The organism is Telluribacter sp. (assembly GCF_035998675.1).
Taxonomy (GTDB): domain Bacteria; phylum Bacteroidota; class Bacteroidia; order Cytophagales; family Spirosomataceae; genus Telluribacter.
Window position 1 is genome coordinate 721,228 of sequence record NZ_DASYHI010000020.1, and the last position, 14,634, is coordinate 735,861.

Here is a 14,634-nt window from a genome sequence, read left to right on the forward strand (position 1 = left end):
CCTAAACAACGTCCAGTGCCTGCCGGAGGTCCTCAATCAGGTCGTCGGGATGCTCAAGGCCTACCGATAAACGCAGGAGGTTAGCGGGCGTGGTACTGGCGGGGCCTTCTACCGAGGCCCGGTGTTCAATCAGGCTCTCAACACCCCCCAGGCTGGTAGCTCTGATAATCAGGCCCAGCTTGTTGATAAACCGTAAGGCTTCTACTGCCCCACCCTTTACCTGCACCGACAGCATGGCCCCCGGCAGGATCATTTGTTGCCGGGCCACCGCAAAACCCGCATGGCTTTCCAGCCCCGGATAGTGTACCTGCTCCACCGCCGGATGACCACTCAGAAACTCCGCTACCCGCTGTGCGTGGGCCGACTGCTGGCGTACCCGTACCGCCAGGGTTTTTAGGCCGCGGGAAATAAGCCAGCAATCAAAAGGGGAAGGTACCGCTCCCCCCAGCGTTTGAATTTGCCGGATGCGCTGCGCCACGGGAGTATCTTCCCTGAACACCAGCGCGCCGCCCAGTACATCGCTGTGGCCGCCCAGGTACTTGGTGGTAGAGTGCATGACTATGTCACAGCCCAGGTCCAGTGGCTTTTGCAGAATGGGGGTACCCCAGGTATTGTCACATACCGTAATAGCGCCCCGACTACGGGCCAGCCTGACCATAGCGGCGATGTCAGTTACCTTCAGCAGCGGGTTTGAAGGCGTTTCCAGACAGAGCAGCTTGGTTTCCGGGCGGAAAGCCTCCTCAACCGCCAACGGCTGAGTGGTGTCAACTTTGGTAAAAGTAATACCCCAGCCCGAGAATATATCCTGCAAAAGCAGAGGGGTACCGTAGTAGGCATCATCCGGTACAATAACGTGGTCGCCGGGCTGGAGTCCCTGAAAAAGGGCCATCGTAGCAGCCTGTCCGGAGGCAAAGGCCGTGGCTACCGCTCCTCCTTCCAGGGCCGCCAGCGCCGACTCCAGCTGGTGGCGGTTGGGATTACCGGCCCGGGTATACAGGTAGCCATGTGGTAGTTCATAGTTGGCATCCCGCTCAAAAGTGGTTGATAAATATAGAGGGGAAACAACAGCAGCCGCGTTGGCATCGGCGAAATGGGTACTGCGAAGCGCCAGGGTTTCAGGATGCATAGTAGTTCAAAAAGAATGAGTCGTTGACAATGGGTATAAAGTAAGCACCCCTACCTGAAAGTACCACCCTCCTCTTACTTTAAGAAAATTTTTTCCCACTTTATTACAAGTATTTTCCGGGATTAAATTTATATTTGTGGCCGTATGCTTGCATACTAATAATACTTTATCAATTTTTTTGTCCGTATGAAGTACGATACGCTCCGTATCACGGTTCAGTCTCAGGTAGCTCAGGTTAGCTTTAACCGTCCCGAAAAAGCCAATGCGCTTAATCAGGTAGCCTGGAACGAACTGCAGTCTCTGTTTGAAGAACTCGACGAAAGAGATGATATCCGGGTGGTGGTACTTAGCGGTGAGGGTAAGCATTTCTGCGCCGGTATAGACCTGGAACTGTTAATGAGCCTGGGTACTTTACGGGAGAAATGTGAAGGCCGCACCCGCGAAAAAATACGTCGGCAGGTACTGGCCCTTCAGGCGCCTATTAACGCCATTGAGCAATGCAGCAAACCCGTCCTGGCCGCCGTACACGGTGGCTGCATCGGGGCCGGCCTTGATATTGTTTCTGCCTGCGACATGCGCTATTCCACCGAAGACGCCTACTTTACCATCAAAGAAATAGACATGGGTATGGTGGCGGACCTGGGTACGCTGCAACGCCTGCCTAAGCTCATTCCGCAGGGTATGGTTCGGGAACTGGCCTACACGGGCCGACCGATGTACGGCCCTGAGGCCGAGCGAACCGGGCTGGTCAATCGCACATTCAGCGATCAGGCTGGTCTGATAGAAGGTGTCATGGAAGTAGCCCGTACCATTGCCGCTAAGTCGCCGGTATCGATCCGGGGTACCAAGCACATACTCAACCACTCCCGCGACCATAGCGTAGCCGATGGGCTGGAATACATAGCAACCTGGAACGCGGCCATGCTGCTCTCCAAAGACCTGAAGGAAGCTTTTCAGGCGAAACTGGAGAAACGTCTGCCCGAATTTCCCTGAATTTTCATTTTCTTAACCTATCTTTAATAAATGGGTAGTAAGCCAGCCTTTGCTAACTTACTACCCGATTTTTTTAACCCAATACCAATCTTTACTGCACTATGAATCATACCCAGGGTATGCTCCGCGAGGGAGCTTTAGAAGGCAAAACAATTATCGTAACCGGCGGTGGTACCGGCTTAGGCAAGTCCATGGCTCGCTATTTTCTGGAATTGGGTGCCAACGTTGTTATCTGTAGTCGCCGGATGCAGGTACTGGAAGAAGCCGCCCGCGAACTCGAAACCGCTACCCAGGGAAAAGTACTTCCGGTTGAATGTGACGTCCGGAATCCGCAGCAGATTGAGCAGGTAATTGAAAAGGCCATCGAACGGTTCGGGCAGGTAGACGGGCTGGTCAACAATTCGGCCGGCAACTTTATCAGCCCCACCGAACGGCTTTCCTACAAGGCTATGGATGTGGTGGTGGACATAGTACTTAGGGGTACTTACTACTTTACCCTGGCCATTGGTAAGTACTGGATCGAGAAAAATATTAAAGGTACTTTGCTCAATATCTCCACGACTTACGCCTGGACCGGCTCGGGCTGGGTAGTACCTTCGGCCATGGCCAAAGCGGGCGTGCTGACTATGACCAGGTCCCTAGCGTACGAATGGGGCAAGTACGGCATCCGCCTCAACGCCATTGCACCCGGTCCCTTCCCGACCAAGGGCGCCTGGGACCGTCTTTTCCCGGCTGAACTGGCCGAAAAATTCTCTTTTGAAAACCGGATTCCCCTAAAGCGGGTCGGCGACCACCAGGAACTGGCCAACCTGGCCGCCTACCTCATGTCCGACTTTTCGGCTTACGTTACTGGCGAAGTCATCACCATTGACGGAGGTGAAGTACTTTCGGGTGGACAGTTTAATTTCCTGCACGAAGTAACTGACGAACAGTGGGATGCCATTGGAGAACAGATCAAACAGGCTAACCGGGCCAGCAAGAAAGAAGGTACCGGTGGACCGGCCGATGCCTGACTTACTTGTATTCCGGCCGGAATAACTACCTTTACGAAGCAGAAACCAACCTAAACAAAGGCTGGTCGTTATTTTATTCCCCAATTTTTGGGTAAATCGGTCGCTTCGTTCGTTATTTGATAAAAGAAGGACCCATAGCATGAAAACACATTATTTAGTAAGCAGTTTCCTGATCGCTTCGGTACTATTCGCGGGTTGTTCCTCTTCCCGCCAAACAGCCCGTGTACCCGAATCCCGCAGCGGCTCTGTTGCTACCCCCCTTCCCTCCGACAATGAACTGTCGCTGATTGGGGTTCGGAGCAAATTTCTGGAGAAGGACACCTCCACCATGCGGGTTTACCTGTATGTCGATGCCCTGAAAGGAAAATCGCCCGTAGCGGCGTCCGAATTTGGTGGCTTGTATACGTTAAATTACGTCATCTATTCCGACTACGGTACCCGCGACCGCCTTGGCTACGGTAATGTACCTCTCAACAGCAGCAATCTTTCGCAGTCCGGTGACCAGGTAGTCATTCAGTTTGACATCAAGAAACCAAACAAGGACTATGGCGTACTCCTCAGCGAAATAAGCCAGACAGGTACCCTAAAGAAGGTATTGAATGATTTGCCGATCCGGTTCCGGGAACAACGCGCCAGCGACCGCTACGGTATATTCAACGCCAACGGGGAGGTACCGGTGCAGCGCCACTACGTTAATCAGGGAGAACCCTTTCAGGTAAAGAATTTAAGAAACGAGTCCGAACGCCTGTATGTTTACTATTACAGCCATCCTTTTGACCCGGCGGGCTCACCCATGAATACGGTACCCCGCTCCGTGGCCAAAACCCTACAGGTTGACAGTATTTTTACCATCAATACCGGACAATCACTTACTTTCGAAAATGAAGGCCTGTATTATATGCTGGCCGATACCACCCGAACCGAAGGTCTGGGCCTGCTGGTAACAAATGAGCGCTACCCCAAAATGACCAATCCGGAAGACCTGGTGGAGCCCTTGCTGTATATGAGTACCAACCAGGAAATAAACGAGCTACAGTCGGCGCAGAACCACAAAAAAGCCCTGGACAAGTACTGGCTTTCCCTCATGAACGGCAATCCTGACCTGGCCCGTCAGGTAATAAAAAATTACTACAACCGGGTTGAAGAAGCCAACCGGCTATTTACCAGTTATAAAGAGGGCTGGAAAACCGACAAAGGTATGATCTATATCATACTGGGTCCGCCCGATAAGGTGCAGCGCAGCAAGGATAAGGAAGTATGGTCCTATGACCAGCGTGCTAACGCCAGCAATGTTAATTTTACTTTTAATCGTCGAACAAATCAATTCGTGGATGACCACTATGAACTGGTACGCTATGTAGAGTACCAGCCCATTTGGTATCCCATCGTAGAAGCATGGAGAAACGGAGCTATCCGATAAGAAAACCAGCCCGCCCCCCGCAGGCAGACATGGTATTTGGGACGCAGTCGGTCATGGAAACGCTCCGCTCGGGCAAAGAAATTGAGCGGTTGCTGATTCAGCGCGAACTAGGTATGGGTGAAATAGTGAAACTGGCCCAGGAGCTACAGATTCCCTACCAGCGGGTACCGGTCGAAAAACTGAACCGCGTGACCCGCAAAAACCACCAGGGGGTGGTTTGTTTTGTTTCCCCGATTCGGTACGTACCCCTGCATAATGTACTTACGCAGGTATACGAAGAGGGAAAAACGCCCCTGTTGCTCATGCTAGACCGCGTAACTGATGTACGGAATTTTGGAGCCATCTGCCGTACCGCCGAGTGCGCCGGCGTACAGGCCATTGTAGTACCTCAGAAGGGAGGCGCTCAGATCAATGCCGACGCCATGAAAACCTCATCCGGTGCCTTAAACTACCTTCCGATTAGTCGGGAGCCGAATCTGGTGGAAACCTTGAGGTACCTCAGTGAAAGTGGCCTACAGGTGGTAGCCTGTACCGAAAAGGCTACTGCTACGCTGTATGAAGTTGATTTTTCAACCCCGACGGTCATTATTATGGGGTCAGAAGAGGATGGTATTTCTCCGGAGCTGCTCCGGGCCTGCAATCAACGCGTTCGGATTCCGCTACAGGGACAGGTTGAATCGCTGAATGTATCGGTGGCCACTTCGGTTATTCTGTACGAAGCCGTACGGCAACGGGTACTTCCTTTATAATCCAATTAGGGATAAAACAAGAGAAAGCCCTGCACCAGAATTGGTACAGGGCTTTCTCTTGTTTTCTTCAAGCCGACTACTATTTCCCAGTACACTCACGTGGACAAAGTGGACCATCACCGGCGGCATAAGTGTCAGAGGTTGTACGACCTACTGAGCTGGATTTGATATCATTGCCGTTTTTGTCAACTCCAATCAACACTACAGTGGTTCTACCAAGGGCATCTTTAGCCAGGTAACAACGAATACCCACGCAGCCTTTCTGGGAAAGAAGAGCATCTACTACCGTAGCACCATACGCTACCGCGCGGGTCTCTTTGGGAGAAACTTTTTTCTGATAAGCTTCAGTCATAGTATTGAACTGCTCCAGAGAGATAAGGGACCCCATAGCGTCAGCTACGGTTTTTTCGGCTGCCGATAGAACATTTCCCCTGGCTGAGTTGGCTGCTTTTTGATCGTCTAAGGGAGAGACGTTCTCATTGGTTTCTTTTTCACAAGCCCATAGAGAACCTGCCAAAATAAGTAGAGTGAAAAGTAATTTTCTCATAATACGCTTTGTTACAGTGGATTAATAGATAGTTAAGAGAATTAAAATACTGAAATTTTTAGTAGGTTTAAAAGTACTGGTACTCACTATTACTAGAAAAATGGCCATTTGACTATTGACTAGCAAAGGGAGTGCCAACTTTTAAAAATGGCAAGTTTTTGAAAAAATAATTTCGAAAATAACCCAGGCTGATAATCGTTTGCCTTCGTGACAAATATAGCTGCTCGTCGGAATTGCAGATATATAAATATTATTAAATCATTGTAAAGAAATTAATTTACTCCTAATTGAAAAAAGAAAAACCGTAAAAAAAAGCCGAGGGGGGTACGCCGCCTCGGATCTGCTACACAACCTGGTTACCTTCCCTGAGCCTGTAGGTCAGGTCTTTTCTCGAATCAAAGATAGTGGTAATCAATAGTTGTTTCTTATGTGATTTTCCCCTGTTTTTAAAATCAGGTATTTCAACGTACCAACTACGTAATTTTACGTGTTGAGATATTTCTTTCCCTAATGCTTTCCTTCCCTTCGGAAGGTAAACATTCTTACTAGCAGGGACTCAGGACAACTAACAGAAGAGTAAACCAGAGGTACCGTGAAAGCAAATACAGGAGTATTCATTAGTAACGATTAAAATTTGTATACTTGCCGTAGAAAAAGGTCAGGTTTTTGCTTTTGCACTAAATGCTGGTTTCCCTCCGTGCTTAATTATTAGTACATCTATCTGCTGAAGCCTTATAAGCCCGATGAATGAATATATACAATTTTTTATAAAAAACCCTGTTTCCAGTCTCGCGGTATTTATTACCATAGTACCTATTGTTATAATATGGTTCAGGAGAGCATTTATAGATAAAGCTATCCGATTTTTATTTATCTATCTTTTGATCAAACTTGTCATTGATACTGTAATGTTACAGTATGTACTTAATAACCTCAATAATCTTATTTTCTACAACATTCACATTCCTATCAGGTACATTTTATTAGGCGGAATGTTATACTACTACTTTGAGTCCGTTGTTTACAAACGGTTGATAATTAGCACAATGGCCGTTTTTCTTGTATTTTCTATTTGGGATATCCTAAGTGTCAACCCTGACTTATCCGATACTTATAATCATTTGCTGGTACGGTACTCTTCCACGGTAGAGAGCGTACTGATGATTTTCTGGTTGCTGGCCTTTTACTTTGATGCCATTCAATCCTTGCGAATAACCAACCTTTTGACTTTTCCTTTCTTTTGGATTTGTGGGGGTCTGCTTTTATTTTATTCGACTTATGTATTTATAGCACCCCTCTTACATTATGTGGTAAAATGGGAAAATCAGTTTGATATTGGAATCCTATATCAAGTACCCTATGTATTCGAAATCATTAGTATGGTGCTGATTGGACTAGGCATTACCTATTACTCACCCCGCCAATATGATAGATCCTAGTCAAATTCGCTGGGCCATCCTGATTGCCATGTTAGCGATGCTGATGATGGCAGTGTTTGTTATTACCTTCGTAGTGTTATACCAGAAGCGGCAACTCGCCCAGGAAAAAAACCTGCGGGAGATTGAGAAGGAGTACCAGTTGAAGTTACTGGAGACCGCCCTCGACTCGGAAGAGTCGGAAAGGAAGCGGATTGCCCAGGATCTGCACGATGACATAGGTACCATGCTATCACTTACCAAGCTGAGCCTAAACCAGTTAACGAAGATTATCAATAAAGATGAGCCTCAAACGGAGTATACTGCAAATAAGGTACAATCTTTGCTGGAAGAAACAATACTCCATGTTCGCCGGATCACGCGCGAACTGGTACCTACTACTCTGAAACAGTTTGGGTTGCCGACGGCGATTGATGAATTTGTGCAGAAACTGGATTCAAATCATTCGACTTCTATCCAGTTTAACTGTAATTTTGAGACTATTCCCCGGCAGTCGCAGAAGGTAGAACTAACCCTTTACCGGATTATGCAGGAGTTGGTTAACAATGCCCTGAAGCACTCAAGCGGAGACCAGATAGTAGTGGAGTTGCAGTTGGAAATGGGCAAAATAGAGTTGCAGGTAACCGACAACGGCAAAGGTTTCGATGCCAAGGCCATGAAAGAAAGCAAAAAAGCCGGATTGGGTTTGCACAGTATCGACAGTAGGTTGAGCGTTGTACATGGTAATGTTGCCTACCTTACCCCGGCTACCAACGGTTGCCGGATTAAAGTGCAGGTACCCCTGGAACCCGAAAAGCAGAATAAAACCGAACCACTGCATCCGTTTAGAAAAACGGCCTGACGCAGCTGCATCCACACCACCGACAGATAGTATATTTCTTCCCTTACCAATAAGAAAATAAGAATACCACTATGTTGAAATTAGCAATTGCTGACGATCATGAGTTGTTCCGGAAAGGTTTCATTTCCATGTTGAATGCCGTGTCTGATTTTGAGTTTGTACTGGAGGCATCCAACGGACAGGAACTACTCGACAAGTTGCCCGGCCATATTCCCGATATAGTTTTGATGGACCTGCAGATGCCGGTAATGGATGGTATGCAGGCCACCGAAATCCTGTTTGAACAGTACCCTGAAATAAAAGTGATAGTAGTTTCCATGTACGACGAGGACCGCTTTGTTATTCATATGCTCGAAAAAGGAGTACAGGGGTACCTGTTAAAGGACACATCGCCGGATGAGGTGGAGAAGGCGATACGCCGGGTTGCGGACGAAGGCTTTTACTACAGTGACTTTGTGTCGCGGGCTATGCACCGCAAAATGGTCAACCGCCTGCCTACCAAGCAGCCGTTCTTCAACAGTGCCAGCAACGTGGGGTTGTCCAATCGGGAGCAGGAGGTACTTCAGCTGCTGTGCGACGGCCTGTCAACTACCGAAATCAGCGAAAAACTATTTATCAGTTCACGAACTGTTGAAGGGCACCGGCTGCGGATTCTGGAAAAAACCGGGACAAAAAACACCGCGGCGGCCGTGGCCTTTGCCTACAAAAATCACCTAATCTGAGTGGGAAAGGTAGGCGGTAGCCTCAATCTCGATCAGGTACTCCGGAGCGATCAGGGCTGATACCTCAACCAGGGTAGTGCAGGGGCGTATTGTCCCAAACACTTCACTGTGCGCCCTGGCTACCTCTTCCCACCGGCTAATATCCGTTACAAACATGCGGGTCCTGACTACGTCGGAAAAAGTACCTCCCGCTTCCGACAGTACTCCCCCTATTTTTTCCAGGGCATAACGGGCTTGTTCGTACATGCTGTCCGGGCCTACTACATTCCCGTCGCGGGAAGCTACGGTACCCGTTATTTCCACCACATTGCCAACCCGAACGGCCCTCGAATAGCCTACAATAGATTCCCAGGGAGCGCCCGAAGCATAATTGATTCTCTTGTTCATCTTTGTTAATTCGTCAAATGCTGTTACTGTAATCTAAAAGTAGTACTTTGAACGTATGTTACCCCATGCAGCTTCACCAAATTTATAGCTTTAAGAGCTGGTAAGCCCGGTAGCTAACCAGTCAAAAAGTTGAATTTCCTCCCTATGAAACATATTGTTATTCTTGGCAATGGTATCAGTGGTATTACGGCGGCCCGGCATATCCGTATGCTCAGTGATCACCGCATAACGGTTATTTCCGGAGAAACAGAGCATTTTTTCTCCCGTACGGCCCTGATGTACATTTATATGGGCCACATGAAGTACGAGCATACCAAGCCTTACGAAGACTATTTCTGGCCGAAAAACCGCATTGAGCTGAAAAAAGCCTGGGTTAAACAAATTGATTTTGAGCAAAAAACACTGTTGCTGGAAGGAGAAGAATCTGTTGGGTATGATGTACTAATCCTGGCGGTGGGTTCTGAACCGAATAAGTTTGACTGGTCGGGACAGGACCTGGATGGGGTTCAGGGACTATACAGCTACCAGGACCTGGAAAAACTGGAAAGCTCTACCACGGCGGGTATCCGGCGGGGGGTTATCGTAGGGGGAGGCTTAATTGGAGTAGAGCTGGCCGAAATGTTACTGAGCCGGGATATTCAGGTAACGCTGCTGGTACGGGATGATGGCTACTGGGGCAGTGTACTACCGGCCGAAGAATCGGCTTTGGTCACCAATCATATACGCACCCACGGGGTGGACCTACGGCTCAATACCGAACTGGCCGAAATTAAACCCGACGGTACCGGAAAACGCGTAGGTAGTATCCTGACTAAAGGCGGAGAACAAATTAATTGCGAGTTCGTGGGCCTGGGGGTGGGGGTTCATCCGTTTATTGAGCTGCTGCAGGAGACATCGGTGGAAACCGATAAAGGTATTCTGATTAATGAATTTCTGGAGACTAGCCTGCCCGACGTGTATGCCATAGGCGATTGTGCGCAGCACCGGCAGCCCCCCGCGGGCCGGAAAGCCATTGAGCAAATATGGTATACCGGCCGTATTATGGGCGAAACCGTCGCCCGGACCATCTGTGGCGACCGTACTCCCTACACGCCCGGGGTGTTCTTTAACTCGGCCAAGTTTATTGACATTGAATACCAAACCTACGGGCAGATTACGGTTCCCCTGGAGGAAGATACGGACACTTTTTACTGGGAACATTCTAACGGCCAAACCGCGTTACGTATTAACTACCTGAAAGAAACGGGAGCAGTTATCGGTTTTAATGCCCTGGGGTTGCGGTTACGACACGAAGTGTGTGATCGGTGGATCAAAAATGAAAGAAGTATCCGGTACGTACTGGAACATTTGAAAGAAGTACACTTTGACCCGGAATTCTTCCAACGACACGAAGACGCCATCGTACAATCCTACAACAGTACGCATTCCGAACCAGTCAGAAAGCAGGAAGTCCGGAAATCGTTTCTGGGCCGGTTGTTTACCTGAGTGATTCATGCCGGGCTACTACCCTACTCTCCCCCAAATTTAATAGTAGATTTTTATTACTGTAGACAAGAAATATAGATGAATACCATCCAAAAAATAGGCCTTGGAATGTTTATTATAGGTTTCCTGGCCTGGATTGCCACCCTGACGATGGGGCAATTTACCCTGACGGACCAGATCTTAAAAGACAATCTGAAGCCGGATCATTATGAACAGCTTCGGCCTTCCCTGGCTCCTATGCTGAACTATACCTATGCTACTCCCATTGGTTTTAACCGTGACCTAGCCAATACCATTGAGCAGGTTAACAAAGGGTTTAAGAATCAAAACCAAATGGGTAAGGCCATTAATGACAGCTATGCCTTTGTACTCACCAAAGCGGCTTCGCACGGGTATATCCGCGAGGCCAATGTCCTGTTGTTCTGGCTGAGTATTGGTTTGGCTATTGTGGGGGCTTTGATATATATATTGGCGGGGCTTGGCAAATTACCCGGTATCAAAAACGACCATGTTTACCATCAGTCGGCTACCTCCAGGGGTTGGGTGGGTATCATTGTGGGGGCCTTTCTGATCCTCTTTTACATTATTATTTATTTCTTCCCCCAGTACATTGTTAACTGGACCCTCCTGGTCGATCCGCTCAGCCGGGCGTTGAGTGGGAATCCGGCCAGCCAGTGGTTTTTGTACGGTACCCTTTATACGCTGGCAATTCTGGTCATGGGTGTCCGGATGCTGATCAAGTACCGGCATTCGCCCTACCAGCAGGTACGTACCGTGTCGGTCATGTTTTTTCAGTTGGCCTTTGCTTTTATCATTGCCGAGATTCTGGTCAGCCTTAGCCTGCCCTACTACGATTTTAAAAACATGTGGCCGCTCGACTATGACTTTTTCTTCGAATGGCACCTCGACTCCCTCATTAGTAGCGGCCGGTTGGGCGTATTCATGCTGGTATGGGGCATTGCCTTATTTATGATTGGGGTACCTCTGCTCACCTACTTCTACGGCAAACGCTGGTACTGCTCGTGGGTATGTGGCTGCGGAGGCCTGGCCGAAACGCTGGGCGACCCGTACCGTCAGCTTTCCGACAAGTCGTTGAAAGCCTGGCAGGTGGAGCGGTACATGGTACATGGAGTACTGGTATTTGTGGTGGTTATGACCGCCCTGGTACTTTATACCTATTTTACGGGTCAGGGAAATATTGGTCCCATCAGTACCTACAGCGTACGCAGCGCGTATGGCTTCTGGATCGGAGCACTATTTTCGGGCATTGTGGGTGTGGGGTTTTATCCGTTCATGGGCAACCGGGTGTGGTGCCGGTACGGCTGCCCGCTGGCGGCCTACCTGGGCATAGTTCAGCGTTTCAAATCGAAGTTCCGGATAACGACCAACGGCGGGCAGTGTATTTCCTGCGGCAACTGCTCTACCTACTGTGAAATGGGGATTGACGTGCGCTGGTACGCGCAGCGGGGTCAGGACGTGGTCAGATCTTCCTGCGTGGGTTGCGGTATCTGTTCGGCGGTATGTCCGCGGGGGGTACTTAACCTGGAGAATGCCGACCCCGATAGCCGGGTCATGATTGCGCCCGAGGTGCTTGTCGGTAACGATATGCCGCAGATAAAAAAACAAGTAAGTACTAGCGTGCCTTCGGACCAAAAGGTATCTGGAAATGAGAAAGAGGGGTAAGTTTTCGGAGTTAACGGTTTTTTCCTATTTTTCGGAAGAAACCAAATCCACCAGTTGCCGCCATGAAAGCCCTTATCGTCTGTACCAATCACAATGCCTACCCCACCAAATCCGGCAAAACAGGATTATGGTTGAGTGAATTAACCCACTTTTACGATGAACTAGCCCGGCACCGGATTCAGATGGATCTGGTAAGTCCGCTGGGTGGAAAGGTACCTATTGATGAGCGCAGCCTTGACCTCAAGGACGAAACCAACCGGAAGTACTACGAAGATCCGGCCTTTATGCAGAAACTGGAAAACACCCTGAAACCTTCCGATATTAAGCCCGCCGAATACCGGCTCATTTACTTTACGGGTGGGCACGGTACCATGTGGGACTTCCCGGACAATCAGGAGCTACAGGAAATCACCCGGCAAATTTACGAAAACTACGGTATGGTGTCGGCGGTATGCCACGGCCTAAGCGGACTGCTGAACGTAAAGCTTTCGGATGGAACGCCCTTAATCAAGGACAAGTACCTGACCGGCTTTTCCAATATTGAGGAGAAACTGGTAAGTTTTGTCAGCGAAGTACCCTTTTACCTGGAAGACAAACTTCAGGAAAACGGAGCTAACTATACGAAGAGCATGATTCCGTTTGTTCAGTACATTGAAGTGGACGAACGGCTCGTGACGGGACAAAATCCCAACTCGGCCCGCAAAGTGGGCCGAAAGGTACTGGAAGAAATGTTTGATAAATAGGTACTTTACTTCTACCTACCTTACCTCAGTTCGTTGTTAAGCAACCCGATTTCGGTCATGAGGCGAAAGTAAGGCTGACAAGCCGCTTCGTAGAGCAAAGGTACCTGGTCTTCGCCCTGCAGATTGGTACCTACAAACGACACCATCCGGTAATCGACCAGTCTTTCAGCAAATTGCCGGAGTTGCCGGTCGCCCTGAGGATGGAAGGTCTGCCAGTCAACCTGAAAAAGTACCCCCATCCGAAACAGGTCAATGGCCCTTTCAAAGTTTTTTTGCAGGTACAGGTACCTTTCGGGGTGGGCCAGTAGCGGGACAATATTGCGCTGAGTGAGGCTATAGACCAGTTTTTCCAGTTCGGCTGGTTCTTCAAGCAGTCCGGTTTCCATCAGCAAGAAAGGCTTCTGGCCGCGTACGCCGAAAGTAAGCAGCGGCTCACCCGCCCTCACCTGCTGGTACAACTCCGGACCTACGTAGTACTCGGCCGCCAGGTCGATGGTGAGCGGAATCATTCGGTTTCTAAGCTCAGCTTCCAGGTCCCACCGCGCCTGCCGGATACACTGCAGGGAATTTTCGTAGTACCCTTTCATAATATGAGGAGTAGCCACTACCCGGGTAATACCGGCTTCGACCAGGGCCCGGGCCATCCTGACGCTGTTTTCCAGCAGCAGGGCTCCGTTATCCAATCCGGGTAAAATATGAGCATGAACATCTACTTTAATAGACGAGGGAGTTTTTGCGTGACGGAGAAGGGTATCCGGTTTACGGCTCAAAAAAGAAAAAGTCATATACCTTTTTTGTATTTGACTTTCATATGGCAATGAGCGTGCCAACTTAGGGAGCAGAATTAGATATAAAACTAAAAATCCTGTAATCAGCTGGATTACAGGATCGGCCCTTTTTAATGAAAAATTTTTAATAAATTTTCACATCACTTCCTTCGAAAACAACGACCGGAACGTCGGTAGTACCAGGTCTTTTTCCGACACCAGTGGCTCCTTCATTCCCCAGTCAATGGCCAGGTCCGGGTCATTCCATATAATCCCCGACTCCGACGCCTTGTTGTATAAATTAGTACACTTATAGCTGAAGACCGTATTCTCCAGGGCCACAAATCCGTGGGCAAAACCTTCGGGGATATAAGCCAGATTATTCTTTTTGCCATCCAGGTCAAACAGCTCATAGCGTCCAAAAGTAGGTGAATCGGGACGAATGTCTACGGCTATATCCAGTACGCGTCCGGAAATAACCCGCACCAGTTTGCCCTGGGCAAAGGGCGCATTCTGAAAATGCAAACCCCGCAGTACCCCTTTTACCGAAAATGACTGGTTGTCCTGTACGAAGTTAACCGGGAGCCCGGCCTTACGGAACGCCTCTTCGTTGTACGATTCAAAAAACGCACCTCTTTCGTCTTCAAATACTCGGGGAAATATTTCGACCAATCCTTTTATTGACGTTTCTCGAATCTGCATGGGTACCTAGTGATTAATTA

Annotated in this window: 14 protein-coding genes; 9 read left to right on the plus strand and 5 right to left on the minus strand. The window is 48.9% G+C overall.

The genetic code is table 11. From position 1 onward, the window contains the following. Position 1: 1 nt before the first annotated feature. Positions 2-1,126 (minus strand): trans-sulfuration enzyme family protein, encoded by a 1,125-nt coding sequence (locus VGN67_RS17195; protein WP_327488086.1) that lies wholly within the window; start codon positions 1,124-1,126, stop codon positions 2-4. 186 nt (positions 1,127-1,312) lie between these two features. Here VGN67_RS17195 and VGN67_RS17200 point away from each other — a divergent pair, with 186 nt between their 5' ends. The 4 genes from VGN67_RS17200 to rlmB all read left to right on the plus strand — a co-directional run bounded on the left by VGN67_RS17200 (position 1,313) and on the right by rlmB (position 5,301). Further along, on the plus strand, positions 1,313-2,119 hold the full coding sequence (locus VGN67_RS17200; RefSeq protein WP_327488087.1) for a crotonase/enoyl-CoA hydratase family protein: 807 nt from the start codon (positions 1,313-1,315) through the stop codon (positions 2,117-2,119). Between the two features lie 101 nt (positions 2,120-2,220). Continuing rightward, complete coding sequence (locus VGN67_RS17205; RefSeq protein WP_327488088.1) at positions 2,221-3,132, plus strand: SDR family oxidoreductase; 912 nt, start codon at positions 2,221-2,223, stop codon at positions 3,130-3,132. A gap of 139 nt (positions 3,133-3,271) precedes the next feature. Further along, entirely contained in the window at positions 3,272-4,552 is a 1,281-nt protein-coding gene (locus VGN67_RS17210) for a GWxTD domain-containing protein (protein ID WP_327488089.1), read from the plus strand. Further along, on the plus strand, positions 4,528-5,301 hold the full coding sequence (gene rlmB / locus VGN67_RS17215; protein WP_327488090.1) for a 23S rRNA (guanosine(2251)-2'-O)-methyltransferase RlmB: 774 nt from the start codon (positions 4,528-4,530) through the stop codon (positions 5,299-5,301). Before VGN67_RS17210 ends, rlmB begins: the two co-directional genes overlap by 25 nt. A gap of 79 nt (positions 5,302-5,380) precedes the next feature. On the opposite strand, the gene VGN67_RS17220 is transcribed toward rlmB, so the two are convergent. Continuing rightward, positions 5,381-5,848, minus strand: a complete 468-nt coding sequence (locus tag VGN67_RS17220) for a hypothetical protein (RefSeq protein ID WP_327488091.1) — start codon at positions 5,846-5,848, stop codon at positions 5,381-5,383. A 1,425-nt stretch (positions 5,849-7,273) separates the two neighbouring features. On the opposite strand from VGN67_RS17220, the gene VGN67_RS17225 reads away from it, so the two are divergent. Together VGN67_RS17225 and VGN67_RS17230 are read left to right on the plus strand one after the other, a co-directional pair. Continuing rightward, positions 7,274-8,125: a sensor histidine kinase gene (locus tag VGN67_RS17225; RefSeq protein WP_327488092.1), complete on the plus strand. Its 852-nt coding sequence runs from the start codon at positions 7,274-7,276 to the stop codon at positions 8,123-8,125. A 71-nt stretch (positions 8,126-8,196) separates the two neighbouring features. Beyond that, the gene (locus tag VGN67_RS17230; RefSeq protein WP_327488093.1) at positions 8,197-8,847 is read left to right on the plus strand and encodes a response regulator transcription factor; all 651 of its coding nucleotides are present in this window, start codon (positions 8,197-8,199) and stop codon (positions 8,845-8,847) included. On the opposite strand, the gene VGN67_RS17235 is transcribed toward VGN67_RS17230, so the two are convergent. Next, complete coding sequence (locus VGN67_RS17235) at positions 8,839-9,234, minus strand: RidA family protein (protein ID WP_327488094.1); 396 nt, start codon at positions 9,232-9,234, stop codon at positions 8,839-8,841. The genes VGN67_RS17230 and VGN67_RS17235 overlap by 9 nt on opposite strands. A 144-nt stretch (positions 9,235-9,378) precedes the next feature. On the opposite strand from VGN67_RS17235, the gene VGN67_RS17240 reads away from it, so the two are divergent. From VGN67_RS17240 to VGN67_RS17250, 3 genes are all read left to right on the plus strand, one after another. Then, positions 9,379-10,719, plus strand: a complete 1,341-nt coding sequence (locus VGN67_RS17240) for an NAD(P)/FAD-dependent oxidoreductase (protein ID WP_327488095.1) — start codon at positions 9,379-9,381, stop codon at positions 10,717-10,719. A 78-nt stretch (positions 10,720-10,797) separates the two neighbouring features. Next, positions 10,798-12,402 carry a 4Fe-4S binding protein gene (locus tag VGN67_RS17245; RefSeq protein WP_327488096.1) on the plus strand — a complete coding sequence of 535 codons (1,605 nt, stop codon included), beginning with the start codon at positions 10,798-10,800 and terminating at the stop codon, positions 12,400-12,402. A 62-nt stretch (positions 12,403-12,464) separates the two neighbouring features. Beyond that, a complete protein-coding gene (locus tag VGN67_RS17250; protein WP_327488097.1) occupies positions 12,465-13,145 on the plus strand; it encodes a type 1 glutamine amidotransferase domain-containing protein in 681 nt (226 codons plus the stop codon). A 20-nt stretch (positions 13,146-13,165) separates the two neighbouring features. Here the strand turns inward: VGN67_RS17250 and VGN67_RS17255 are convergent, their stop codons facing one another. Next, positions 13,166-13,930, minus strand: coding sequence for a tyrosine-protein phosphatase (locus VGN67_RS17255; protein WP_327488098.1), 765 nt, complete (start codon positions 13,928-13,930; stop codon positions 13,166-13,168). Between the two features lie 138 nt (positions 13,931-14,068). Then, on the minus strand, positions 14,069-14,614 hold the full coding sequence (gene rfbC / locus VGN67_RS17260; RefSeq protein ID WP_327488099.1) for a dTDP-4-dehydrorhamnose 3,5-epimerase: 546 nt from the start codon (positions 14,612-14,614) through the stop codon (positions 14,069-14,071). Positions 14,615-14,634: the final 20 nt, after the last annotated feature.